This is a genomic window from Candidatus Dorea massiliensis AP6 (genome assembly GCF_964245105.1).
GTDB lineage: Bacteria > Bacillota > Clostridia > Lachnospirales > Lachnospiraceae > Laedolimicola > Laedolimicola intestinihominis.
The window spans coordinates 30,723-53,923 of the sequence record NZ_CAXTKW010000015.1; the positions used below are offsets into that span (position 1 = coordinate 30,723).

The 23,201-nt window shown below is 53.0% G+C and carries 24 protein-coding genes and 1 other RNA gene; all 25 read right to left on the reverse strand.

Annotation, left to right across the window (positions count from 1 at the left end; genetic code table 11):
- Positions 1 to 2 precede the first annotated feature (2 nt).
- Positions 3 to 461 (reverse strand): PTS sugar transporter subunit IIB, encoded by a 459-nt coding sequence (locus ACESZP_RS14885; RefSeq protein WP_178039652.1) that lies wholly within the window; start codon positions 459 to 461, stop codon positions 3 to 5.
- Positions 462 to 474: 13 nt separating this feature from the next.
- On the reverse strand, positions 475 to 891 hold the full coding sequence (locus tag ACESZP_RS14890) for a PTS sugar transporter subunit IIA (RefSeq protein ID WP_499709517.1): 417 nt from the start codon (positions 889 to 891) through the stop codon (positions 475 to 477).
- A gap of 373 nt (positions 892 to 1,264) precedes the next feature.
- A complete protein-coding gene (locus tag ACESZP_RS14895; RefSeq protein WP_499709519.1) occupies positions 1,265 to 2,032 on the reverse strand; it encodes a class II glutamine amidotransferase in 768 nt (255 codons plus the stop codon).
- 42 nt (positions 2,033 to 2,074) lie between these two features.
- Positions 2,075 to 2,839 (reverse strand): amino acid ABC transporter ATP-binding protein, encoded by a 765-nt coding sequence (locus ACESZP_RS14900; protein WP_499709520.1) that lies wholly within the window; start codon positions 2,837 to 2,839, stop codon positions 2,075 to 2,077.
- Between the two features lie 3 nt (positions 2,840 to 2,842).
- Positions 2,843 to 3,676 carry an amino acid ABC transporter permease gene (locus tag ACESZP_RS14905; RefSeq protein WP_499709522.1) on the reverse strand — a complete coding sequence of 278 codons (834 nt, stop codon included), beginning with the start codon at positions 3,674 to 3,676 and terminating at the stop codon, positions 2,843 to 2,845.
- Complete coding sequence (locus ACESZP_RS14910) at positions 3,673 to 4,332, reverse strand: amino acid ABC transporter permease (protein WP_349165283.1); 660 nt, start codon at positions 4,330 to 4,332, stop codon at positions 3,673 to 3,675. Before ACESZP_RS14910 ends, ACESZP_RS14905 begins: the two co-directional genes overlap by 4 nt.
- A gap of 79 nt (positions 4,333 to 4,411) precedes the next feature.
- A complete protein-coding gene (locus ACESZP_RS14915; protein WP_349165284.1) occupies positions 4,412 to 5,419 on the reverse strand; it encodes a glutamate ABC transporter substrate-binding protein in 1,008 nt (335 codons plus the stop codon).
- Between the two features lie 153 nt (positions 5,420 to 5,572).
- A complete protein-coding gene (locus tag ACESZP_RS14920) occupies positions 5,573 to 6,841 on the reverse strand; it encodes a cell wall hydrolase (RefSeq protein ID WP_349165285.1) in 1,269 nt (422 codons plus the stop codon).
- A 24-nt stretch (positions 6,842 to 6,865) separates the two neighbouring features.
- On the reverse strand, positions 6,866 to 7,363 hold the full coding sequence (locus ACESZP_RS14925) for a tRNA (cytidine(34)-2'-O)-methyltransferase (protein ID WP_349165286.1): 498 nt from the start codon (positions 7,361 to 7,363) through the stop codon (positions 6,866 to 6,868).
- Complete coding sequence (locus ACESZP_RS14930; protein WP_178040138.1) at positions 7,363 to 8,541, reverse strand: aminotransferase class I/II-fold pyridoxal phosphate-dependent enzyme; 1,179 nt, start codon at positions 8,539 to 8,541, stop codon at positions 7,363 to 7,365. The genes ACESZP_RS14925 and ACESZP_RS14930 overlap by 1 nt, the downstream gene beginning before the upstream one ends.
- Positions 8,538 to 9,020: an Lrp/AsnC family transcriptional regulator gene (locus ACESZP_RS14935; protein ID WP_158363919.1), complete on the reverse strand. Its 483-nt coding sequence runs from the start codon at positions 9,018 to 9,020 to the stop codon at positions 8,538 to 8,540. The genes ACESZP_RS14930 and ACESZP_RS14935 overlap by 4 nt, the downstream gene beginning before the upstream one ends.
- Before the next feature lie 67 nt (positions 9,021 to 9,087).
- Positions 9,088 to 10,074: an AIR synthase-related protein gene (locus ACESZP_RS14940; RefSeq protein ID WP_178040137.1), complete on the reverse strand. Its 987-nt coding sequence runs from the start codon at positions 10,072 to 10,074 to the stop codon at positions 9,088 to 9,090.
- A 26-nt stretch (positions 10,075 to 10,100) separates the two neighbouring features.
- Positions 10,101 to 11,534 carry a VanW family protein gene (locus ACESZP_RS14945; protein ID WP_178040136.1) on the reverse strand — a complete coding sequence of 478 codons (1,434 nt, stop codon included), beginning with the start codon at positions 11,532 to 11,534 and terminating at the stop codon, positions 10,101 to 10,103.
- 176 nt (positions 11,535 to 11,710) lie between these two features.
- Positions 11,711 to 12,424 carry a 3'-5' exonuclease gene (locus tag ACESZP_RS14950; RefSeq protein ID WP_499709523.1) on the reverse strand — a complete coding sequence of 238 codons (714 nt, stop codon included), beginning with the start codon at positions 12,422 to 12,424 and terminating at the stop codon, positions 11,711 to 11,713.
- Between the two features lie 140 nt (positions 12,425 to 12,564).
- Positions 12,565 to 14,322, reverse strand: coding sequence for a B12-binding domain-containing radical SAM protein (locus tag ACESZP_RS14955; RefSeq protein ID WP_499709524.1), 1,758 nt, complete (start codon positions 14,320 to 14,322; stop codon positions 12,565 to 12,567).
- 6 nt (positions 14,323 to 14,328) lie between these two features.
- Positions 14,329 to 14,820, reverse strand: a complete 492-nt coding sequence (locus ACESZP_RS14960; protein ID WP_499709526.1) for an N-acetyltransferase — start codon at positions 14,818 to 14,820, stop codon at positions 14,329 to 14,331.
- Between the two features lie 14 nt (positions 14,821 to 14,834).
- Complete coding sequence (locus ACESZP_RS14965) at positions 14,835 to 15,437, reverse strand: GNAT family N-acetyltransferase (RefSeq protein ID WP_499709527.1); 603 nt, start codon at positions 15,435 to 15,437, stop codon at positions 14,835 to 14,837.
- Between the two features lie 165 nt (positions 15,438 to 15,602).
- Positions 15,603 to 15,866, reverse strand: coding sequence for a TIGR03905 family TSCPD domain-containing protein (locus tag ACESZP_RS14970; RefSeq protein WP_178040132.1), 264 nt, complete (start codon positions 15,864 to 15,866; stop codon positions 15,603 to 15,605).
- Positions 15,867 to 15,916: 50 nt separating this feature from the next.
- Entirely contained in the window at positions 15,917 to 18,445 is a 2,529-nt protein-coding gene (locus ACESZP_RS14975; protein ID WP_499709528.1) for a heavy metal translocating P-type ATPase, read from the reverse strand.
- A gap of 85 nt (positions 18,446 to 18,530) precedes the next feature.
- On the reverse strand, positions 18,531 to 18,878 hold the full coding sequence (locus ACESZP_RS14980; protein ID WP_435391191.1) for a metal-sensing transcriptional repressor: 348 nt from the start codon (positions 18,876 to 18,878) through the stop codon (positions 18,531 to 18,533).
- Between the two features lie 173 nt (positions 18,879 to 19,051).
- Positions 19,052 to 19,316, reverse strand: an RNA gene (ffs, locus tag ACESZP_RS14985) — signal recognition particle sRNA large type.
- Positions 19,317 to 19,370: 54 nt separating this feature from the next.
- Positions 19,371 to 19,853, reverse strand: coding sequence for a tRNA adenosine(34) deaminase TadA (tadA, locus tag ACESZP_RS14990; RefSeq protein WP_178040130.1), 483 nt, complete (start codon positions 19,851 to 19,853; stop codon positions 19,371 to 19,373).
- Between the two features lie 68 nt (positions 19,854 to 19,921).
- Positions 19,922 to 21,013, reverse strand: coding sequence for a DUF6128 domain-containing protein (locus ACESZP_RS14995; protein WP_499709529.1), 1,092 nt, complete (start codon positions 21,011 to 21,013; stop codon positions 19,922 to 19,924).
- A gap of 128 nt (positions 21,014 to 21,141) precedes the next feature.
- Positions 21,142 to 22,029 (reverse strand): 16S rRNA (adenine(1518)-N(6)/adenine(1519)-N(6))-dimethyltransferase RsmA, encoded by an 888-nt coding sequence (rsmA, locus tag ACESZP_RS15000; RefSeq protein WP_499709530.1) that lies wholly within the window; start codon positions 22,027 to 22,029, stop codon positions 21,142 to 21,144.
- Between the two features lie 72 nt (positions 22,030 to 22,101).
- Positions 22,102 to 22,875, reverse strand: a complete 774-nt coding sequence (locus ACESZP_RS15005; protein ID WP_499709531.1) for a TatD family hydrolase — start codon at positions 22,873 to 22,875, stop codon at positions 22,102 to 22,104.
- Positions 22,876 to 23,201 lie beyond the last annotated feature (326 nt).

Genomic DNA, 23,201 nt, shown 5'->3' on the forward strand with positions numbered 1-23,201 from the left:
TTTTATAACACAATTTTTTTATCACTTGAATTGTGTCTAACCTCAACTTCTAATCCCTTTTTCTTCATATTTTCAATTAGAAGCTTATCGTCTTTTGTTAAGCGAACTGCATACCCTATTGTTTCCGAATTTGGAATCGGCGGAGTATTTCCGATATTCAAGCTTTTAAAACATTCACACTTTTCTGCAAGATAAGCCGCATCTTTTACGGTTTCCACAATTACCATAAGTTTGTACTTATCTGTAACGCCGCTGTTTAAAGCCTCGACAGAATCATTTAAACTCTTAATAACAAGTTTTACTCCTGTGGGTTTGCTTAACTTTACAACGCTCTTTCTCACCTCATCCCGAATCAGAGAATCGCTGGCCAGCAGAATACAATCTGCTCCCACCATATTGGCCCAGCCAAATGCAATCTGTCCATGAAGAAGCCTGAAATCCACTCGAAATAATTTAATCATCTGCTACACCTCTTTAAAATTCTTCCTCTTCTCCCTTTACCTGTAATAAATCCGTACAAAACTTCAAATTATTCTGCGCGGACGCTATTGCCAGACGAATCATATCTCTGCTTTCCATATTCTGATTAGAATAAAGCTCCAGAAGCAGCGGTAAATTCATTCCGGTCACCAGATAAACTCCCGGTTCATTCAAATATTTCATAAATTCATTATTTACACTTCCGCCGAATACATCTGTGACAACGATCAAATCCTCTTTCCTGTTCCGCTCGCAAATAATTTTTTTAACTGTATGCTCCAGGGTCTCTTCGTTTTCTTTTGTATATGCACATAAGACAGTAATATTAGGAGCGTCCCCCAAAATCATTTGAAATGAACCTAAAATTCCTTCTGCAAATTTCCCGTGCGATGCTAACAAAAACTGCTTCATTTTACTCCCCTCCTTTCATCTGGTGTTTTATGAATCCAAGTATACCTATTTTTTTTTCGTTTTAAAATAGCCTTTTAAACAATTCGCCACTGTCAATTCAATTAAGACATTGGAAATGTTTTTTAAGGATTAGATATAGCATCTGTCGACATTCCAGCGACAATATTCACAATTCTTTGCACAAAAAAAGATTCTGTCCAAAGGCAAAATCTTTTTTATTTCACTTACGCATTCTCCGTCATCACCGTATCAAACCGGTACGCCGATTGACGATGACGCGGAAAAGATCGAAATCAGGCCGCCGGAGACGAATATACCCTTGTCAATTATAGGATTATGTTTGTCAAGCAATTTTTTACTTTAAATGGCATTTTTAGAGCGGTTTGTTATATTCGCTGTCCCGCGGCACCTTATCAATAAATTCGAATGGATGCTTCTCTCCCTCGAAGACCAGCCTGCCCTTCCGGTAAGCCAGCGGCGTGCTCATAGGGACCTTCTCCCAGGCCGGGTCGTCGGTCAGGGGCTTGGTGGCTACCACCAGGGTGTCGCCTTTCTGCAGGCGGAACAGGGTCTCATAGAAGTTCGTGTGAGCGTAGAACAGGTCGCCGTCGTAAATCAGCAGGTTAACCTTATTCTCCGGCGTAATATCGCGAATCACTTGATTGACCGTCTCAAAGCGCTCCTTATCCGTCAGCGCCCCGCCCTTTTTCGCGATGGCCGCGTCCACCTGGTCAATCAGGTAGTACAGGATCCGCTCGCTGTCAGTACCGCCGTGCTGCTTCCCGATGTAGGCGTCCACCCGGGCGCTCTCAAAAATGGTGCCGTTGTGAATCAGCGTCCACAGCCGTCCGGAGGTGTCCCGTCTCTTGAAGGGATGGCAGTTCTTATATTCCAGTCCGCCCTTGGAGGCCTTGCGGATATGGGCCAGAACCACGTCCTCGACGATCTCATCGCTGAGACGATGCTTCAGATAGACGCTTTCCGCAGAGGAAATGGGTTCCTTCTCAATGGACGCGGAATTGCCGTCAAAGAGGGCCAGTCCCCAGCCGTCCGGATTGGTCTCTCCGTGGCTGAAGAAGGTTCCCAGAAGCTCGTTACATTTTACTTTTTCGGCACTGTTCAGGCCAAATAATTCACACATGTGTAGTTCCTCTCTTCCCTTTTTCTGTCCGTAACCGAAGCCTTAATGGGCCTTCACTGAATTCAGGAAATCCTGAGCCCGCCTGGTCTGCGGATGCCCGAAGAAGTCCTCCGGTGCGCCCTCCTCGATGATGCTGCCGCCGTCCATGAAGATGACCCGGTCGGCCACCTTTCTCGCGAAATTCATCTCATGGGTGACGATCACCATGGTCATGCCTTCCTTCGCAAGCTCTGTCATGACGTCCAGTACCTCGCCGATCATCTCCGGATCTAGGGCGCTGGTGGGCTCGTCAAAAAGAATCGCCTTGGGATGCATAGCCAGAGCGCGGGCAATGGCCACACGCTGCTGCTGGCCGCCGGAAAGCTGAGCCGGTACTTTTGCAGCCTGATTGTCTACGCCGACCCGTTTCAGAAGCTCCATGGCTTCCTCCCGGGCCTCTTTCTTCGGCTTATGCAGTACATCTATCGGCGCGATGGTCACATTGTCCAGAATGGTCTTGTGGGCAAACAGGTTGAAGGACTGAAATACCATGCCGATCTGGGAGCGAAGCTCAGCCAGCTTACGTCCTTCCTCCGGAACCTTCGTTCCGTCGATGCGGATTTCTCCGGAGTCAATGGTCTCCAGGCGGTTGATGGTCCGGCACAGGGTCGATTTACCGGAACCGGAGGGGCCGATGACTACGACGACCTCGCCCTTTTTCACGGATAAATTGATATCCTTTAATACGTGCAGCTCTCCGAAATGTTTATCTACATGCCGCAGTTCGATAACCGGCACTTTATTTACTGTAGTTCTGTTCTCTTCCATAACTTATCTGCTCCTCACGGGTTCTGTCTTGTTTCCTCTTCCGGCAATGGCCACAGAAATCTTATTTAATATATAATTGATCAAAATGTAGATAATTGCAACCACCAGATAAACCGAAAGCAGCGCGTCGTAATTGCTGATCAGTACCTTTGCGTTCTGCATCAGGTCCGCGTAGTTTACCACATAAGCGAAGGTGGTATCCTTCAGCACGATGACCACCTCGGAAATCAGGGCCGGAACCACATAACGCAGGGCCTGGGGAAATACAATCTTGAAGAAGACGCTGTTTTTCCGCATACCCAGAGATACTGCCGCCTCGGTCTGTCCCTTCGGCACCGCGTTGACGCCGGAGCGAAGCACTTCGGCCACCACGCCTGCCGCGGAGATGGCCACCGGCGTGGCAATCTTCCAGAGAGGCGGAAGCTTAATGCCAAACTGGGGCACCACCAGGAAAAAGAAATAGATAAACAGCAGAGTCGGCACGCCGCGGCTGAACTCGATGAGCGCTGTGCAGAGCCATTCCAGGGGCCTGACGCCGCTGATTCTGCCAAGCATCAGAAGGAGACCTGCGAAAAATGTGATCACGCCTGCCGTCAGCGCAGCCGTCAGAGTACCCGCAAGACCATTTCCAATAAACCGCCATGTGGTATACCGGGTGAAAAAGGACCAGTATCTGGCGTCCAGCTGTCCGTTGATGGCAAACTGATGAATGACGCCGTAGATCAGCACCGCCAGAAGCAGGAGCACCACCACGGTGCCCACCGCGATTCCTCTGCGTGTCTTCGGGCCCGGCGCCTCGTAGAGCGCGTCCCGTATGGATGTCTGTCCGTTGTTCATCGCAAAATCCTCACTTTCCTGTCAATCAGGTTGCCGATCTGTCCGATCACCACGGCCGTCGCGCAGTACAGCACCGCAGAAATCAGGAAAGCCGTCACGCCGCCCACAGCTCTGGTATTGATATGGGACACCAGACCGGTCAGATCCGTGGGGTTCATGGGCACCTGGGAAGCCAGCGCCGTCGTCAGCATGGTCGCCACCAGAAGATTGGTCATGGGAAGCACGCTGGAACGAAGGGCCTGGGGAATGACTACATTTTTCAGAATCTTGCCAAAGGACATACCGAGGGCCCGCGCCGCCTCGATCTGTCCGATACTCACCGTATTCATGCCGGCCATCAGGTACTCGGAGCAAAACGCCGCCGGGAGCAGGGATGTGGCCGTCAACACACAGGTGTAATAAGAAAGCACCATATTCAGATAGGGCAGCGCGTAGACCAGCATAATAAGCAGGGTCGCGCCCGGGATGTTCCGGAAGATCTGCACATAGAAGTCTCCGACCCACCTGAGCGGCTTCACGGGACATACCCGCATGACGGTAATGAGAATGCCTATCAGAAATGCGATCACAAAGGACACTGCCGTCAGCTTCCAGGTGACGAACAGTGCCTGTATATATTTGTCTCCGTATTGGGAAAGAAGTTCCTGAATACCCATATGGATTCCTCCTGCGGAAAAAGACCTTCAGAACTACTGAAGGTCCTTCTCCCTGTCTTTATTTTAGGCTTTGGTTCAATTACTCGATTACCGGGGCCTCCGGTACGGTCTCGATGCCGGTGCGGTCGCCCAGGCTGATCTTCCACAGCTGTGCCCAGGTTCCATTGTCCTCGATCTTCTTCAGGAAGTCGTTGACAAATGCTACGCCGTCGGAATCCAGCGGAAGTCCGATACCGTAGTTGTCCTCCGGTCCGAAGGTGTCGCCCGCGATTTCATAAACACCCGGGTTCTTTACGATGGCGTTCAGAAGCAGTGTGTAGTCAGTTACGTATGCGTCTACACGACCCTGCTCCAGAGCGGTACGCGCTTCCTGGTCGTTGGCAAACTCCTGAACGGTAGCTTCCGGCGCGTACTCAGCCAGGATGTCCGGGCCCGTGGAACCGGACTGTGTCGCTACAATCTTGCCAGCCAGGTCGTCTACGCCAGTGATATCCGTATTGCCTGCCTTTACCAGGACTGCCTGCTTGGATGTGTAGTAAGGTCCGGCGAAAGAAATGACTTCCTTACGTGCGTCTGTGATGGAGTAAGTAGCAAATACAGCGTCTACCTGATCACTTGTCAGAACGGACTCACGGGTACTGGAATCTACCTGTGTCAGCTCATACTTGCTCTCATCGCCCAGGATGTAGCGTGCAAGCAGCTGATACAGTCCTGCATCAAAGCCGCGGATGCCGTTGTCTGTCTCATCCAGCTGGCTGAACAGGAAAGAGGTTCTGGTTCCGCCTACGCGGAGTACGCCAGCTTCCTTTACTGCGGTAGCCCACTCGCTTGCTGCGATGTCAGCGTCGTCTGCTACGATACCCTCTGCAAGCAGCGCGTCAAATGCGTCCTTGTCGATCTCTGCAGCCACCGGCTCCTCTGCAGCTGCCGCGTCTTCCGTGGTCTCCTCTGCAGCTGCCTCAGTCTCCTGTGTGGTCTCTGCTGCCGGAGCCTCGTCTGCCTTGCTTCCGCATGCTGCCAGGCTTCCTGCCAGTGCGATGGTCAGCAGTAATGCGGTTGATTTCTTCAGCCATTTTAAATTTCTCATAATAATCCTCCTTTTTTACTGTTCACGTCGTTTTGATGTTGCAATCATACGCCCTTTAACCTACTTTGTCAATAGGTTATGTATGATTATTTTAATTTTTTACAAAAAAAGCCGTTGCACAGGAGATTTTTCTTCTGTGCATCGACCTCATTGTCAGGATGAATAATTCCAGGTATAGGAAAAAATATGCGCGCCAATTACAAGTCCGCTTAAGGACGGATAATTGGCATAAGTCCGGAAAAAGGTCCGGTTACCCACGTTGGACTCGCCCGCGATAGCGCGGCGGGCAGCATTATAGCAGGATTCGGTGACGGAATCCGCGCCGTCGGTCAGCATCAGGTCAAAACGGCCTGAAGTAACGGGAGAGAACTGACCCGAAGCCCGGATCACGCTCATGATATCGCCCTGGCTGAAACGGGGATCCCGGATACGGTTCATAACGACAGCGCCCACAGCCAGCTGGCCTTCCGCCCCCTGGTTACCTGCCTCGCAGTAAATCAGCGTCGCCAACGCCTTTACCTCATCGTCACTTGCGCTGTACGCGCCATACTGGGTATATTCCAAATCCGTGGTCCTTACACCGGTTACATCGCCCAGGGAACCAATGATCTCGGCTGCTTTTGACGCCTCGATCTGAGCCTCGATTTTCTTCTTCTCTGCTATCAGCTGCTTCAGCACTTCCTGCTGGCCTGCCAGCGTATTGCTCTTGCCGTCCAGATCGGCCTGGGCTGCTGCGATATCACTGACATGCTGACTGATTTTACCGGATGTACTGCTGGCCAGGGCGGATACCTCACTCTGCTTCTTCTCTACGGAAGCCTGCATTTCGTCCAGGGCTTCTTTTTCAGCCTCCAGCTTCTCTTCCTGCTCCTGAATCTCGGCCTTGTGGGCCGCGTAAGCCTCCAGCATATCCCGGTCGTAGGCGCTGATCCGCGCCGCGTAATCCGCCCGGTTCAGGGCGCCGGCAAAATCGCCGGACTCCAGCAGAATCTCGATGAAGGAGCTCTGAGGATTCTCATACATGTACTGAATCCGCGCCTTCATGTCCGCATACTGCTTTTCCTCGGTGGCCTTCGCCGCCTCCAGCTCTCCTTTCGCCTGCTCAATCTCCGCTTTTTTGTTTTCGATCTGCTTATTTAACTCGGAAATCTGGCTCTCCAGACTGGAATACTGCTGGTTCAGCTTCTTCAGATAATCCTCCATCTCAGACTTGGCCTGCTGCAGCCGGTCCTTCTTATCCTTCGTAGCATCGATCTCACTCTGGGTCTTGTCAATCTCGTCCTGCGTCTTATCGATCTCGTTCTGGATATCATCCACGTCGCTCTGATCCGGCACTGCATAGGAAGTAAACCCAAGCGAAAGCGCAAGGGCGGCTGCTCCCAACCGATATGCCATTTTCATCCGAAGTGAATGCTTTTTCATTGCCTTTATTCCTTTTCAGTCTCTTTATTTCCAATCGTATCTGGTCAGGTGTCCCTCCAGGCGCATGCCCGGGAAATCATTCTGGCGCAGGGCCTCATAGAGCACGATGGCCACGGAGTTGGACAGGTTCAGGGATCTGGTGTCGCCCAGCATGGGAATACGGATAGCTCGTTCCTGATTTTCCAGAAGGATCTCCTCGGGAATACCGGCACTCTCCTTACCGAACATAATGTAGCAGTCCGGCTCAAACTGCGCTTCGGTATAGACCCGCGGCCCCTTGGTGGTCGCCATATAGGGACGCGCCCCCGGGTTCTTTTTCAGAAAATCTTCATAGTTTACATAAGTTGTCACATCCAACTGCGGCCAGTAATCCATACCGGCCCGCTTCAAATCCTTTTCACTTAACCGGAATCCCAGCGGCTCAATCAGATGCAGGCGGGTACCCGTCGCCACACAGGTTCTTCCGATATTGCCTGTGTTGGCCGGAATTTCCGGCTCTAAAAGTACGATATTGAACGCCATTATTTCGCTCCCTTTTCCGCCCGCAGCTTCGTCACAAAGCGCGCCAGACGGCCTGTGGCTTCTTTCAGATCTTCCAGAGAGTACGCGTAGGAGATTCGAAGAAATCCCTCGCCGCAGGCTCCGAAGGCTGTTCCCGGAACCACGGCCACCTTCTCCTCCATCAGGAACCGGGTAGCAAATTCTTCCGAAGTCATGCCAAATTCCTGGATGCTCGGGAAGATATAGAACGCGCCGTAGGGCTCGAAACAGGATAGTCCCATTTCCCGCAGGGTATGTACCAGGAAACGGCGTCTCTGGTCGTAGGACTCCCGCATCATCGCCACGTCTTCATCGCCGTTTTTCAGAGCCTCTACTGCTGCGTACTGGCTGTTGGTGGGTGCGCACATAATCGCGTACTGATGGAGCTTCGTCATCTGGCTGAGAATCTCCGCCGGTCCGCAGGCATAGCCCAGACGCCAGCCGGTCATGGCATAGGCCTTGGAAAAGCCGTTGATGAGCACGGTGCGCTCCCGCATGCCCGGAATACTGGTGATGGATACATGGTCGCCCGCGTAGCTGAGCTCGGAATAAATCTCATCAGACAGCACGTAAATGTCTTTCTCGATAATGACCTCGGCGATTTCCTCCAGATCCTTCTGGGTCATAATCGCGCCGGTGGGATTGTTCGGGAACGGCAGTACCAGAATCTTGGTCTTGTCTGTGATGGCGTCCCGCAGCTCCCGGGCAGTCAGGCGGAATTCATTCTCCTCCTTCAGTTCGATGATCACCGGCACGCCGTCGGCCAGCACACAGCAGGGCTCATAGGATACGTAGCTGGGCTGGGGAATCAGCACCTCGTCGCCCGGATTCAGCATGGCACGGAAGGCCATATCAATGCCTTCGCTGCCGCCTACGGTAATCAGCACCTCCCGGAGCGGGTCGTAGCTTACATGAATGCGGCGCTCCAGATAGCGCACGATTTCCTCACGCAGCTCCTTTAAGCCTGCGTTGGAGGTATAAAAGGTCCGGCCTTTTTCCAGGCTATAGATACCCTCGTCGCGGATATGCCAGGGGGTATCGAAATCCGGCTCGCCCACGCCCAGGGAAATGGCGTCTGGCATCTCATTTACCACATCAAAGAATTTACGGATGCCGGACCAGGGAATTGAAACTGCTTTGTCTGATAATGGGTTTCTCACGGTGTCACCAGCATCCTTTCGTCTTTTTTCTCATGTGCCATAATTGAACCATGGTCTTTGTATTTTTTCAATATGAAATGTGTGGCAGTGCTGAGAACGGAATCCAGCGGCGACAGCTTGTCGGATACGAACTGCGCCACGTCACGCATGGTCTTACCCTCGATCATCACCATAAAATCAAAGCCGCCGGAGATCAGGTAGACGCTGTCCACCTCCGCGTAATTGTAGATGCGCTCCGCCACCTTATCAAAACCGAAACCGCGCTGGGGGGTAACCTTGACCTCTACCAGGGCTGTCAGCTTCTCCTCGCTGGTCTTATCCCAGTTAATCAGGGTATGATAACCGCAGATAATACCTTCCTTTTCCATATCCGCGATCTCATTGGCGACCGCCGCCTCCTCTACTCCCAGCATCACTGCCAGATCCGCCAAATCCACGCGGCTGTTTTTCTCAATGAATGTCAAAATTTTTTCTCTCATTGCTTTCGCCCTCCCGTCAGGATATTATTATAAGCCGGGGCGTCTGAATCAGAAACACCCCGGAATCTTATTCATAGATTTTATATAATTCGTCTGTCTTCGGACGCTCCAGAAAGCTCTCGTCCTCGCCGTTTACGATGCGCCTGGCCTTGCCGTCGGTGGCTTTGCCGATGACCGCCGCCGGAATGCCGGCCTTTTCAAGCTCCCGCACCAGATCGTGTCCCCGGTCTGCCGCCATCAGCATGCAGCCGCTGGAAATCAGATAGTAAGGATTCAGCTCGAAGCACTCGCAGATCTCCACGGTCTCCTGACGGATAGGAATAGCCTTCAGGTCGATCTCCAGGCCGACGCCGGACGCCTCCGCCACCTCCCAAAGCGCGCCGTAGATGCCGCCCTCGGTCACGTCGTGCATGGCGCTGACGCCGTGCTTCACCGCAATCTTAGAATCTTCTACCACGGAAATATACCGGTCAAAGCCCTTGGCCGTCTCCACGAATGCCGCCGGGAAACGCTTCCGGAGCTCCTCTTCCTTCTCTTTGGCAATGATAGAGGTGCCCTCCACGCCAATCCATTTGGTCACCAGGATATCCTGACCGGGCTTTGCCCCCGCGGTGGATACCAGATGTCCCTCCTGCACCTTGCCCACGCCTGTGACGCTGATAATGGGCTGATTGACTGCCCGGGTGACCTCGGTGTGGCCGCCCATGACCTGGATATGGAACCGGGCGCAGGCTTCTTCCACTTCGCCCATCATCTGCTTAATGTCGGCCTCCTCAATCTCCTCGGGCAGAAGCACTGTGAGCATGACGCCCACCGGCTCCGCGCCGCTGCTGGCCAGATCGTTTGCGGTAATCTGGATAGCCAGAGTGCCGATATCCTTCACCGTTCCGGTAATGGGATCGGTGGAAATCACGAAAATCTCGCCGGGAGCCAGCTTCATAGCCGCGCAGTCCTCGCCCACGCCGGCGCCCAGAAGCACCTCGTCCCGCTTCGTATGTATCTGCTTAAAAATACTTCTCTTTAAAATTGTCTCTGAAACTTTTCCGACCTTCATGCTGTCCGCTCCTTTGTGTGTATCCCTTACTGCATTCTCGCGACACAGGACGCCAGGGTCGCGTTGACCGTAGCTTCATCCTGGGTGGCAATGGCTGCCTGCAGTTCATTGGACAGATCCGGATCGCCCGCGATACCCACCGTAATCGTCCGGGGCGTCGCCTTGTAGTTACTCTTATTGACCTTGGTGACACTCTCTTCCTTACCGCCCACATAGACATGCTTATATAGCTCCGCTACCACGCCCTTGTGCGCGCTCTCACGGGTGATATAGCCGATGGGCTGACCCGCGTCCGCGATAATCTGTACACCCGGCTCCGTGGTGCTCAAAGTGACGCTCTCGAACTTCAGAGTCCGGTTGGACGGACGGGTCTCCTGTCCATAGATGGTGAAAGTCACCTGCTTGCCGCTGGTCACGCCCTCAATATAGACCGGTGCGTCCAGTGTATTCTTAAACTTCAAATCCTTATAAGTTCCCGCGATGGCCGCGTCGTCCGCAGGCTCCACGTAGGTCACGATCATGGAATGGTTGGAACGCTCTGTCACCTCCAGTTCCGCCCGGAGAACTGCATTGTACAGGGTGGTGGATACCTGGCAGATGCCGCCGCCCAGACTGTCTACCACCTTGCCGTTCAGGTAAGATCCTGCCATAGCGTAGCCGTTGGCCTCAGAGAATGGACTGACTGCCTCATACGCGGAGAAGGTGTCTCCCGGGTACAGCACCGTACCGTTAATATGGGCGGTTCCGGTGGCAATATTCTGACAACGGGCCGCGCCGGAGGTGCTGTAGCTGGTGGTAAAGGTGCCAAGCACATCCTTGACCTTACTGAGTTCCTCCGCCGTTCCTCTCGGATAATCGGTCTCCACCGGAAGATCCAGAGAACCGTTGGTGTGATCCCACTCATTTTCTATAAAATCGGTAATCAGGGTGATGGAGCTGTCCGCGTCCAGCACGATGCCGGTCTGTCCGTCCACAATCCGGAAGGAACCGCCTTCCCGCTTCAGGGTCGCGTCCACGGCCTCCTGATCAAATTTCTTACACTGGTTGTTTACATAATCTGTGACCAGCTCGCCATCCAGCGCCCAGGTCAGCTGATAATTCTTGTTCTCATGCTCCAAATCCTTACGGTCCTTGTAACGCCTGATGATATTGCCGGTCTTGCCCAGCTGTACGGCTTCCTCCAGAATCTCGTCTTCATTGGTGCTGATCAGTCCCAGCTCGCCCAGGGTCGGGGTCAGCTCATTGTCGCCGATATGCAGGGTCAGCGTCTCTTCGCCCATCTCATCCACATAGCTGTTCAGGGCGTCCAGCGCTTCGGTCCGGGTCATGCCGGACAGGTCGATGCCGTCCACATAGACGCCGCTGTGAATGGCTGAATTGTCAGCCGCCAGCGCAGTGGTGCCGCCCGCCAGAAAGGCTGCGCAAAGTACAGCCGCTGTCAGTAACTGTCTCTTTTTCATAATATCTCCTCTTTTTTCCAAAATAGAATCCTGTTTTGCCGGATTCTCCGCCACGATGCATTCCTGCCCGAAAGACTCTTACAGCGCGTAGGTCAGCATCGGCAGTATCATGGCCAGAACCACGATGACGATGATAATCGTGGAAATGATTTTTCGGCTTTTCTTATCGTACCAGTTCATCTTAAAATCCTCCCATGCTCGGAAATAATTTTATCTATGATTCTTGATGCTTCGTTTTTAGTCAGTGTGTCAATCTGCACACTTAAGCTTATTTTATGATATTTTATCAGATCATTCAAGTATCCTTTTTGCGCAGGCGTAATCGGACCCTGCTTTTTTACCTTGCAAATGAGGGGCTTTGGCGCAAAAAGTTCTTCGGGGCTGTCCGGAAATTCCATCGCCAGCCGCCTGTAGAGCTCCATAGCCGCGCAGGCATCGTCGGATGCCCGGTGGGCGCGCTCCTGCTCGATTTTATAATAGGCGCACAGGTAAGGCAGGTTTTTATGCTCCAGATCCGGCAGCAGCGCCCGGGCGATTTTCAGGGTGTCCACGCCGTCCTTTTCGAAGGTCAGGCCCAGATTGACCGCGTTTTTCTTTACGAAGCTGTAGTCGAAAAGGATATTGTGGCCCAGAAGCGGCAGCTCTTCACAAAACTCCAGCAGCTCTGTGATGGCTGTCTTCGTATCCTTTCCGGTCGCCGCCATAGCGTCATTGATGCCGGTCAGTTCCTGGATGCGGGGGCTGATGGCCATGCCCGGATTCACCAGGGTCTCATAGCGATCCGTGATTTCTCCGTTCACTACTTTTACCGCGCCGATTTCCAGGATACGGTCCTCGGAGGGGTGAAGGCCGGTGGTCTCCAGATCCAGGGCGATGTAGTTTTTTATCATAATCGTATGTTCTCCGTTCTGTTGTATCATTCACTACCGCGCATACTCTGTCCTTGTCTGGGCTGATTGCGCCTTGTTTCTGTATCTTAGCACTAAAATTCCTTCAAGCCTTCTGTTTGCGCTGTTTTAATCTGATTTTATTATTCTTTATATTCTATCACCCTCGCGGCGTGGGTCAGCGGATCCCGGTTCTCATAATCGAAGACCAGATATTTGACTTGTCCGTCTCCTGCGGGCACCGCCTCCACATGATTCTGCTTCCCTGTCTGCCGCAGGATCTCTGAAAGCTGCTCCTTATACGCCGCCTGGTCGGGCGCGAAGGAAGGCCGCGCCTTGGCCCGCTCCCGCAGATAGTAATCGATGGTCAGAAGCTGCCGGAAGGACTGCTCCTCCTCCGGAAATGATTTCTGCGCGAAGGCCAGCAGCAACTCATACCGCTGCACCCGGGAATGCTTTCGCTGCTCCGCGTGCCGTTCCTCGTAAAACTCCGCCAACTGCTCAAAGAACGCGAAGGGCGACGGAAACCTAGAAACCAGGGCATCCAGCGTCTCATCGAATTGATGACTATTATAGTAGTTTTCCACCATTTCTTCCACCATTTTCAGGCGCAGCACGTCAGAAAATGGCAGCCAGGGCGTACATAAAACCTCATAGGGCGGCAGCGCCCGGCGGACGATGCCGTATTGCTCCGCCTCCCGGTGCATCTGGGAACCCTTCAGGACCTTCAGGAAGCCAAGCTGCAGCTGATCGGGCCGCATGGCGTAAACATCGTTAAAGGAGCGTCCGAAACTCTCGTAATCCTCGAAGGGCAGACCCGCGATCAGATCCAGATGCTGATGAATGTTTTTCCCTGCGTGTACCTTCGCCACCACATCCCGCAGCCCGTCCAGGTCTGTCTTCCGGCAAATGGCTTCGAGAGTCCGCGGGTTCGTGGACTGGACGCCGATTTCCAGCTGAATCAGCCCCGGCCGCATCCGCGCGATAAGCGCAAGCTCGTCCTCATCCAGCAGATCCGCCGCGATCTCAAAGTGGAAGTTCGTCACGCCGTTGTCATGATCCAGCAGGTATCGCCAGATGGCCATGGCGTGGCTCTTTCGGCAGTTGAAGGTGCGATCCACGAATTTCACCTGGGGCACCTTCCGATCCAGGAAGAACTGCAGCTCCGGCAGCACCAGTTCGAGGCTCCGGAAACGCACGCTCTTATCTATGGAAGAAAGGCAGTAGCTGCAGGAAAAGGGGCAGCCGCGGCTGGATTCGTAGTAGATGATGCGGTTTTCAAAGTCGGTCAGCTCCTGATAGGGGAAGGGGAGGGTGGAGAGATCCACCAGGGGCGCCGGGGGATTCGTCTGAATCTGCTCCACCTCCCACGCTCCCGCTTCATAGTTTACATAACTCTTATTTGAGTGCTCTGTAAAACTTGGAACGGTTTCTTCGTTTTTCTTTTGAGGAGTCAGATTTCTTCGAAACACCAGCCCCGGTATCTGCAACAAATGCTCCACGTCCGCCTCGCAGTTTACATAACATTCTCCCAATCTCCGAAAACTCTCTTCTCCCTCGCCGCAGAGAATCCCGTCCACCTCCGGGTGCTCCCGGAGATACTGCTCCGCGTCGTAGGATACCTCCGGCCCGCCAAGCCAGATGGGCACTCCCGGCATAACCTTTTTGCACTCGGCGGTCAGCTCCGTCACATATACCATATTCCAGATATAACAGGAAAAGAACAGCACGTCCGGCTTTTTCCGGTAGATATCCCGCAGGATTTCCTCAGTCCGATGATTAATCGTGAACTCGGCCAGCTTCACCTGATCCCGGATGGATCCGGCGGACGCCCGGAGGCTGTAGACTGCCAGGTTGGAATGGATGTATTTGGCGTTAATCGCCGTCAGTAAAAGCTTCATGGCCGCTTATTCTCCCAGCTTCTCATAGGCGATGCGGGCGGAACCGTCCCCATTTACCAGATAAATGATACCCCGGCGGCTGAAGCCGTTCTTGGCGATCACGTGCTGCATGACCTTGTTGTCATGGTGCGTGTCGATGCGCAGATGCTTCGTCTGCCACTCACAGAAAGTCACAATCTGCTGTAAAAATCCATGAATCGTGCCGTCGCTGGCCACCATATGAATCACGCCGTAGGGCACATCGGACAGCCAGGAGCCGTCGTCAATCTTCCGATAATTGGGCTCCTCCTCGATGGCAAAGTAAAAGGAACCGTGAATCGCGCCGTCCTCTTCCAGCACATAGAGCTTCCGGGCCGCGATCGCGTTCTCCAGCGTCGCCCTGGGCGGGTGGTTCTTGCCCCACTGGTTCGGGTTGCCGGTCTCCTCCATGAATTTCCGCGCGTGGGCGTATACGGCCTCGATGGCCGTTAAATCCTGTATTTCCGCATGTCTGATCATTGTAAATTCATCTCCTATTCGATGCCGCACTTATGCAGCGTCAGCTCGTCCAACTCCGGAAACGGTACCACCGGCTTCGGCTCTGCCGTGTGATCGCCGATCAGTTTCTCCATCCAGATCATATCGTACCAGCGGCCGAACTTGTACCCGCACTTGTGGAACTCTCCCACCAGCCGGTATCCCAGATGCTCGTGAAAACGGGCGCTGTCCCGGGTCAGATACTCGTCCTCTACCTCCGGATAGCCGATGCAGGCGTTCAGGTTCAGGATATGCTGGGCTGCCGATACCTTTTCCAATGCTGTATATAATTTCCTGCCGATGCCGCCCCGCTTGCAGTCCTTCTTCACATAGATGGTCGTCTCCACGCCCCAGTCGTAGGCCGCCCGGTCCTTGAACACACCAGTGCAGGCGTAACCCACGATCCCGCTGTCCTGCTCCGCCACGATGCAGGGATATTTCTCAAGGGTATGGGCGATGCGCTCCCGAAACTCCTCCAGGCTCGGCACCAGATACTCAAAGGTAATGACGGTTTCCTCCACGTAAGGTCTGTAGATATCCAAAATACTTTCCGCGTCTGCCAGTGTCGCCCGGCGGATTCGAAGTTCTGTCTCTGCCATACTGTTCTCTCTTTTCTTTCTGGATTTTTCCGTATTATCCAAAGTATATTCCATATAAAATAACTTTACAATTCCCAAAGCCAAATTTCTTTGCGAAATTTCCGGAAAAGCAAAAGGAAAAGCCGCACTTCTTGTATCGGCTTTTCCCGGAATGTGTCTTTGCTCTTATTTTTGCTTCTTCTCTGCTTCGTAAGCCTCTCTGGCCGCGCAGGCCAGCTGGTCAGCGCAGGATGTGGACTTGAAGCCGCAGTGAATGCCTTTGCATTTCTCCTCGATCTGCTCCACGGTCATGCCGTCCACCAGGCGGGGGATGGCTTTCAGGTTGCCGTCGCAGCCGCCGGTGTAGACCACATTGGTGACTACGCCGTCATTGATGTCCAGGCGGATCTTGGAAGAACAGGTGCCTTTTGTTTTATAGATATATTCCATTTTTCATAGCTCCTTTTATCGTCTTACTTGATACATTTCACATCAATGTTTTACTGGATGTCAGTTACTTTGTAGTCTTTGTCCTCGACGGCCTTCTTCAGGACGTCGTCGGCTACCTCTGCGGTCAGTGTAACTACCGCGGTTCCGGCCTCGTGGCTTACCTCGGCTGCTTCTACGCCTGCGATGGCTTCCAGGGTCTTCTTTACGGTGGCCTCACAGTGTCCGCACATCATACCTTCGATTTTCATTGTCTTTGTCATTGTTGTTTCCTCCTTCTTATGATCGGCTTTTGCCTTGATTTTTTTATCTTTGCCTGCGTCGTGCATCTTGAACAGATTCAGACGCAATGCGTTCGTTACCACACAGAAGCTGGACAGGCTCATGGCCGCAGCACCGAACATGGGGTTCAGCTTCCAGCCGAAGAGCGGGATCCACACGCCTGCTGCCAACGGAATTCCGATGACATTGTAGAAGAATGCCCAGAACAGATTCTCGTGTATGTTCCGTAAGGTAGCACGGCTGAGCCTGATGGCCGCGGGCACGTCGCTTAATCGGCTCTTCATCAGAACCACGTCCGCAGCGTCGATGGCGATATCCGTACCGGCTCCGATGGCGATGCCCATATCGGCGCGGGTCAATGCCGGGGCATCGTTGATACCGTCGCCTACCATGGCTACCTTGCCCTTCTTCTTCAGATTCCGGATGACGCTCTCTTTGCCTTCAGGCAGGACTCCGGCGATGACTTCGTCCACGCCGGCCTGATGACCGATGGCTTTGGCTGTGCGCTCGTTGTCCCCGGTTAACATAACTACACGGATGCCCATGCCATGCAGCTCGCGTACGGCCTGGGAGCTGTCTTCTTTGATGACGTCTGCTACCGCAATGATTCCAATAAGTTTGCCGTCTTTTGCGAAGAACAGCGGAGTTTTGCCGTCCTCAGCCAGTCTTTCCGACTGCTTACAGACTGCGTCGGAAACTTCCGCAGTCTCTGTAATGTATTTCAGGTTGCCGCCGGTCAGGACTGTGCCATCCAGCTTTCCGGTCAGACCGCCACCCGGTACAGCCTGGAAATCTGCCACTTCCAGGGTATCGTCCACGCCGCGTTCTTTGCCTGTCTCCAAAATGGCGCGGGCCAGCGGATGCTCGCTCTTTTTCTCCAGGGTGTAGGCCAGCTTCAGAAGCTCCGCCTCATCGACGCCCTCTGCCGGGAGAATGTCCGTAGTCTTAGGTTCGCCGCTTGTGATGGTTCCGGTCTTATCCAGGGCTACGATCTGAGTCTTGCCGGTGGCCTCCAGGGATGCTGCAGTCTTAAACATGATGCCGTTTTTCGCGCCCATTCCATTTCCTACCATGATGGCTACGGGCGTCGCCAGTCCCAGGGCACAGGGACAGCTGATAACCAGTACGGAGATACCTCGTGCCAGCGCGAAGCCTACGCTCTGTCCTGCCAGCAGCCAGATGATAATGGTCACGGCTGCGATGCTGATAACTGCCGGTACGAAGACGCCGGATACCCGATCCGCGATCTTCGCGATGGGCGCTTTCGTGGCCGCCGCGTCGCTGACCATCTGGATGATCTGGGATAGGGTGGTGTCTTCGCCCACACGGGTGGCCTCGCAGCGGATGAAGCCAGACTGATTCAGGGTCGCCGCGGATACGGCGTCGCCCACATTTTTATCCACCGGAATGCTCTCGCCGGTCAGGGCGGATTCATTTACTGCACTGTTTCCTTCCAGGACGATACCGTCCACGGGTATATTTTCACCCGGGCGTACCACAAATACGTCGCCTTTTCGAACCTGTCCGATGGGGACCTCGACCTCTGCGCCGTCCCGCACCAGCACCGCGGTCTTTGGAGCCAGCTTCATCAGGCCCTTCAGCGCGTCGGTGGTCTTTCCTTTGGAATGGGCCTCCAGCATCTTGCCCACGGTAATCAGAGTCAGTATCATGGCTGCGGACTCAAAATAAAACTCATGCATATAGGCCATAACGCCGTCCATGTCCATATTGACCTGGGCTACGGTCATGGCGAACAGGGCGTAAGTGCTGTACCCGAAGGACGCGCCGGATCCCAGGGCCACCAGAGTATCCATGTTCGGTGCGCCGTGAAGCAGGCCCTTGAAGCCGTTGATGAAGAACTTCTGGTTGATGACCATGACGATGACCGTCAGCAGAAGCTGGGCCAGGCCCATGGCTACGTGATTGTCCACCATGAAGCCTGGTACCGGCCAGCCCCACATCATATGCCCCATGGACAGGTACATAAGCGGCGTCAGGAATACCAGCGATGCAATCAGTCTTCTTCGAATCTTCGGGGTCTCGGTGTCCTTCAGGAAATCGTCGTCAGCCGCCGCGGACGCTTTCGCGCCGCTGTTCTCCGCGCCTTTCTCGGAAGCGCCGTATCCCGCTGTCTCCACCGCCGCGATGATGGCGGACGGCTCCGCGGTTCCCTCTACTCCCATGGAATTGGTTAAAAGGCTGACCGAGCAGGCTGTGACGCCCGGTACTTTATTGACCGCTTTTTCTACGCGGGCGCTACAGGCTGCACAGCTCATGCCCGTTACGTTATATTGCTTCATAATCTATGCCTCCTCATTTCCACCTCGCTGTTTCCTGCCTTTTTCCGGAAAATCAGCGGGCGGACTTTTTATCGTATGCTGTCTGTCACCGCATCAGCTTCTGCAATACGGTTACCAGCTCATCTATGGTTTCGTCCTTGCCTTCCCGGATATCCTCCGCCACGCAGGTGCGGATATGGTTGGCAAGCAGGACTTTGTTAAAGCTGTTCAGCGCCGCGTTGACGGCGGATACCTGCACCAGGATGTCGGTACAGTAGCAGTCGGTCTCCACCATTTTGCGGATACCGCGGACCTGGCCCTCGATGCGGCTCAGGCGGTTCAGGAGATCCTTGTATTCTTTCTCGGTACGCTCTTTGGTTTTGTGGCTGCAACAGCAGCATTCTTTTTTTTCTGTCTGCATGCTTTCTGTGTTCTTTCCCATGTCTTTTTCCATCTGCTCACTCCTTACTCTTTCCCTGTTTCGCGTTCATTATATACCCCCATGGGGTATTTTGCAAGACCCAATTTTATGTTTTTTCAAATTTATTTTATCAATAAGATTTTGAGCACAAAAAAACAACCGTATCCTTTGATACGATTGCTTTGTCTGCTTCTTATTTTTTAAATCCGCGCGTTCTGCTTTGAACCCTGAAAACAGTACCGTTACCTCTGTAGCCGGCTCGGCTCAGGCGACCTCGCGGCACACAAGAGGTTCTGCTTAGAGCTGCTCCATTCCTGACCTGACTCGATTCACAGATTCCTGTTGCGCAAGACCCAAGCGTCTATGCTGCTTGCAAAGGGCTGCATACTGTCCATAAAGTCCGGGGCAGAACATCACCCCTGCTGTAGCGGATTGCAGGTACAGGGAACCGCTAAATCCCCGGCTGCGCGGAAGCTTTATGACATATTTGGGATCGCCGATCAGACGATCTTTTTCAGTATAGCTTTAATCTTTGACTTTGTCAACCTGCTTCTTCTGTTTCCGGAGCTTTTTGAAAAATTCACTGAGCATGGTGCTGCATTCTTTCTCTAATACGCCCCGTTCCACATTCACCTGATGGTTGAATTCGGACATTTCCAGAAGGTTCAGGATGGAACCGGCACAGCCTGCTTTCGGGTTCATGGCTCCGATGACCACACGGCCCATCCGGGCCTGGACAATGGCCCCTGCGCACATCTGGCAGGGTTCCAGGGTGATGTACATGGTGCAGTCCTCCAGCCGCCAGTCGCCGGTCTTTTTGCTGGCCTTGCGGATGGCATTCAGCTCCGCATGGGATAAGGTGTTTTTGTCTGTATTTCTTCGATTATAGCCTCTGGCAATGATTTTATCGTTCTGAACAATGACACAGCCGATGGGCACTTCCAGAAGTGCCTCGGCCTTTTTCGCCTGCCGCAGGGCCTCTTTCATGTATTTTTCATCTGCTGTCATGCAGTTTTCTCTCCCTCGCTAAATCTGATTTTCTCGAAACCGCCCTATGCCGGTTCACTCACCGTTTCTTACCGCAGGGTCCGGCACCAGTAGCCGAAGCTGCCGTCTCTGGTCTCCTGACCTTTCATCAGACGGAACTCTTCAAAACCAAACATGGACGCCAGCATCTGTTCACGTTCGTTGTAGACGCCGGGTACCCCCAGGTAGTATCCGATATAGTCCTCGGTCTCCCGGCGCAGCAGCAGCAAATGCTTATACTGATAGAAGCCGTGGAGCAAAAAGCTGTTATTGCCAAGCTCCCACTTGTCTCTGGGGACGCGGTTTAAGTCCCGGCCGCTCAGGCGGATGCTGGAGATTACGCCGCTGTTTCGATCCTGATAGCGCATGACCGGGAAATGATTTACCAGATATTCCCATTGTTCTTTCTTCGGATCGACAGGAGGCTGCTTTTCCGGGCTTTTATAGCTTTCTGGATTTTCCGTTTTCTCGGACGATGTCTCTGCTTTTCCGGTTTTAGATTCCGATTTTTCTGATTCCATCCCCGGCTCCGGTGCATCCGCCGGAAGATCTGCCGCATAGAGGGCCGTCGCGCGGCGATCGAGCTCAGTCTGGAGATCAACCGACAGCGAAGTGGCAGGCGTATTGTCCCTGTTCTGAACTACGATTTTGATATCCGGCTTCACCTGCTGCCAGGGAATCATCCGTTCCGCTTTATTTTCCAAAGCTCCTGTGGTCTCTTCCTTCTTGACAGGCGGCGCGATCCTCTTTTTCTCTCCCGCCGCCACAAACCGCTCCACATCCACCGGATAATCATCCCACTCTGCGGCATAGATCCGATTGCCGCCTTCTATGTAGATGCCACGGCTCTCCTCCAGGCTGAAGCCGCCCATCAGGCTGTCCGTCTTCGTCACGCCGTCCCATTCCAGGGCACCGTTACGGCTTTCCAGCTCGCCCAGATACTGACCCTCCAGTCCTTCCTTCTTCTGCTTGAAGGCGTAGACCCGGTAGGGCTCCTGATGATGCGTATAGAATCCCCGTACATGCACCCAGATCCGGCACTCCCCGCCTCTGGCATTTACCTTCACAAAGCCTGTACTCTCGCCCTTTTCGCCCTGCTTATATCCGTAGATATAGGAGACAAACCGCTTATAGTCAGACATAGAATCCCTCCCTTTTTCCTTGTGAAAAGTAGTCTTTTCTACCGTTTGCTAGAATATTCTATGCCTGTCCCGGGAGATTCATGCCTGAAAATCAGCGGTTCTATGCTTCTATCTTTATCATTTTTCTTCTATGCGTTCTCTCTCTTTTCCAGAATGCGGTTGGACAGCTCCGCGAACTGTGCCAATGTCAGCGCCTCGCCGCGCACGCTGGCACTTAAGCCCATCTCCTCCAATACCTCTGTGGTCATTTCCTTCGGGATATGCAGCTCCGGCGCATTACCGAGGCCATTGACCAGGGTCTTTCTGCGCTGGTTGAAGGAGGCGCGGATAATCTGGAACATCAGCTTCTCGTCCTCCGCCTCCACCGGAACCTCCGTATGACGGGTCAGACGGATTACCGCCGAGCCCACCCGGGGTCTTGGCATAAAGCAGTTGGGCGGTACATTGGCTACCAGCTCCGGCTTCGCGTAATACTGTACGGCCAGGGACAACGCGCCATAATCCTTGGAGCCCGGGCCGGTCTTCATCCGATCCGCTACCTCTTTCTGCACCATGATGGTGATACTCTCCACCGGCACATGATTTTCAAATAAGCCCATGATAATCGGCGTCGTAATATAATAGGGCAGATTTGCCACCACCTTGATGGGTTTTCCACCATTCTTCTCCTCCGCAAGTTTACATAAGTCTATCTTCAGCACGTCCTCATGGATAACTGTCACATTATCGTAAGCACTCAGGGTATCCTTCAAAATCGGAATCAACGCATCGTCAATCTCGATGGCCGCCACCTCCCGCGCGGACGCCGCCAGATACTGGGTCAGAGTACCGATGCCCGGGCCGATCTCCACAACGAAATCATCCTCGGTAATCTCCGCGGAGCGAATGATTTTGCTCAGCACATGCTCGTCGATCAGAAAGTTCTGACCGAACTTTTTCTGAAATACGAATTTGTATTTATTTAAAATTTCGATGGTATTCTTTGGGTTTCCCAATGTGGGAACAGGTCTGCTCATATGATTCTCCTCAAATAAACTGTTTCACAAAGTCGATTTTTATCAGCTTTTATTGTATTTTCTATCTGTATTTTAAATCCTGCCTTCAAAATACATTTTCTTCGCGTTCTGATTTGTTACCCGAACTACTTCGTCCGCGTCCACACCCTTCAGTTCCCCGATGGCCGCCGCCACATAGGGCAGGTTCAGCGACGAATTCCGCCTGCCCCGGTTGGGCTCCGGCGCCAGATACGGACAGTCTGTCTCCAAAAGAATCCGGTCAAGGGGCAGCATTTTCACCACCTCTTTCAGCTTCTTCGCGTTCTTAAATGTCACCACGCCGCCGACGCCGATATAATATCCCATCTTCAGATACTCTTCGGCCATCTCCGGCGAATAAGAAAAGCAGTGAATCACGCCGCGAAGCTGCTCATCCTGCGCTTTCTGAATCTCCTCCAGCGTATCCGCAGCCGCCTCCCGGCTGTGTACGATCATGGGAAGGCCTGTCTCCTTCGCAAGCTCCATCTGCGCCCGGAACCATTTCTTCTGCAGCTCATGATTCTCCTTGTCCCAGTAATAATCCAGGCCAATCTCGCCCACCGCCACCGTCTTCGGATTCCGGCACTGCTCCGCCATCCAGGCGAAATTCTCCTCATTCAGCTCGCCCACCTCGTCCGGGTGAACTCCCACCGCCGCGTACATGAACGGATACCGCTCCGCCAGCTTAAGGGTGCTCTTCACCGTCTTCAGGCTCGCGCTCACATTTACAATATACTCTATCCCCTCTCTCTGACACTGAGCCAGAATCTCTTCCCGGTCTGTGTCAAAGGCCTCATCGTCATAATGGGCATGACTCTCAAATATCATGTGATCGTTTCCTTCTATTCTTATAAATTGCTAATAATTGTCTTAAGCATACCATAAATGCCGGAATTTGTGAACCTCACAGAATAAAAGCTCTCATTTCGAAATACTCTAAAGTAATACGATATATTATAAAATGAGGATGCTGTATTTTCCCAAATCACAGCATCCTCATAATTTTATCTTTTCTATTCTTTTATCTTTTGTATAATTCATGTGTCTTTCCCTCTGTATTCTACAGAGTCAAATCTTCTACGTTTACTCCCATAGAAGCAAGCATGGCCATCAGTGTTTTGATTTGATAATCCAATTCCTCGTTTACAGTTTCT

Excerpts from the sequence above, each read along its gene's own strand:
- rsmA (WP_499709530.1), bottom strand. The coding sequence starts at position 22,029 with ATGAGCAGACCTGTTCCCACATTGGGAAACCCAAAGAATACCATCGAA.
- ACESZP_RS14945 (WP_178040136.1), bottom strand. The coding sequence starts at position 11,534 with ATGAAAAAGAGACAGTTACTGACAGCGGCTGTACTTTGCGCAGCCTTT.
- ACESZP_RS15005 (WP_499709531.1), bottom strand. The coding sequence starts at position 22,875 with ATGATATTTGAGAGTCATGCCCATTATGACGATGAGGCCTTTGACACA.
- ACESZP_RS14970 (WP_178040132.1), bottom strand. The coding sequence starts at position 15,866 with ATGGAATATATCTATAAAACAAAAGGCACCTGTTCTTCCAAGATCCGC.
- ACESZP_RS14995 (WP_499709529.1), bottom strand. The coding sequence starts at position 21,013 with ATGTCTGACTATAAGCGGTTTGTCTCCTATATCTACGGATATAAGCAG.
- ACESZP_RS14910 (WP_349165283.1), bottom strand. The coding sequence starts at position 4,332 with ATGGGTATTCAGGAACTTCTTTCCCAATACGGAGACAAATATATACAG.
- ACESZP_RS14915 (WP_349165284.1), bottom strand. The coding sequence starts at position 5,419 with ATGAGAAATTTAAAATGGCTGAAGAAATCAACCGCATTACTGCTGACC.
- ACESZP_RS14900 (WP_499709520.1), bottom strand. The coding sequence starts at position 2,839 with ATGGAAGAGAACAGAACTACAGTAAATAAAGTGCCGGTTATCGAACTG.
- ACESZP_RS14955 (WP_499709524.1), bottom strand. The coding sequence starts at position 14,322 with ATGAAGCTTTTACTGACGGCGATTAACGCCAAATACATCCATTCCAAC.
- ACESZP_RS14965 (WP_499709527.1), bottom strand. The coding sequence starts at position 15,437 with ATGGCAGAGACAGAACTTCGAATCCGCCGGGCGACACTGGCAGACGCG.
- ACESZP_RS14920 (WP_349165285.1), bottom strand. The coding sequence starts at position 6,841 with ATGAAAAAGCATTCACTTCGGATGAAAATGGCATATCGGTTGGGAGCA.
- ACESZP_RS14885 (WP_178039652.1), bottom strand. The coding sequence starts at position 461 with ATGATTAAATTATTTCGAGTGGATTTCAGGCTTCTTCATGGACAGATT.
- tadA (WP_178040130.1), bottom strand. The coding sequence starts at position 19,853 with ATGACAGCAGATGAAAAATACATGAAAGAGGCCCTGCGGCAGGCGAAA.
- ACESZP_RS14960 (WP_499709526.1), bottom strand. The coding sequence starts at position 14,820 with ATGATCAGACATGCGGAAATACAGGATTTAACGGCCATCGAGGCCGTA.
- ACESZP_RS14925 (WP_349165286.1), bottom strand. The coding sequence starts at position 7,363 with ATGGCGTTCAATATCGTACTTTTAGAGCCGGAAATTCCGGCCAACACA.
- ACESZP_RS14950 (WP_499709523.1), bottom strand. The coding sequence starts at position 12,424 with ATGATAAAAAACTACATCGCCCTGGATCTGGAGACCACCGGCCTTCAC.
- ACESZP_RS14940 (WP_178040137.1), bottom strand. The coding sequence starts at position 10,074 with ATGAAGGTCGGAAAAGTTTCAGAGACAATTTTAAAGAGAAGTATTTTT.
- ACESZP_RS14905 (WP_499709522.1), bottom strand. The coding sequence starts at position 3,676 with ATGAACAACGGACAGACATCCATACGGGACGCGCTCTACGAGGCGCCG.
- ACESZP_RS14890 (WP_499709517.1), bottom strand. The coding sequence starts at position 891 with ATGAAGCAGTTTTTGTTAGCATCGCACGGGAAATTTGCAGAAGGAATT.
- ACESZP_RS14935 (WP_158363919.1), bottom strand. The coding sequence starts at position 9,020 with ATGAGAGAAAAAATTTTGACATTCATTGAGAAAAACAGCCGCGTGGAT.
- ACESZP_RS14980 (WP_435391191.1), bottom strand. The coding sequence starts at position 18,878 with ATGGAAAAAGACATGGGAAAGAACACAGAAAGCATGCAGACAGAAAAA.
- ACESZP_RS14895 (WP_499709519.1), bottom strand. The coding sequence starts at position 2,032 with ATGTGTGAATTATTTGGCCTGAACAGTGCCGAAAAAGTAAAATGTAAC.
- ACESZP_RS14975 (WP_499709528.1), bottom strand. The coding sequence starts at position 18,445 with ATGAAGCAATATAACGTAACGGGCATGAGCTGTGCAGCCTGTAGCGCC.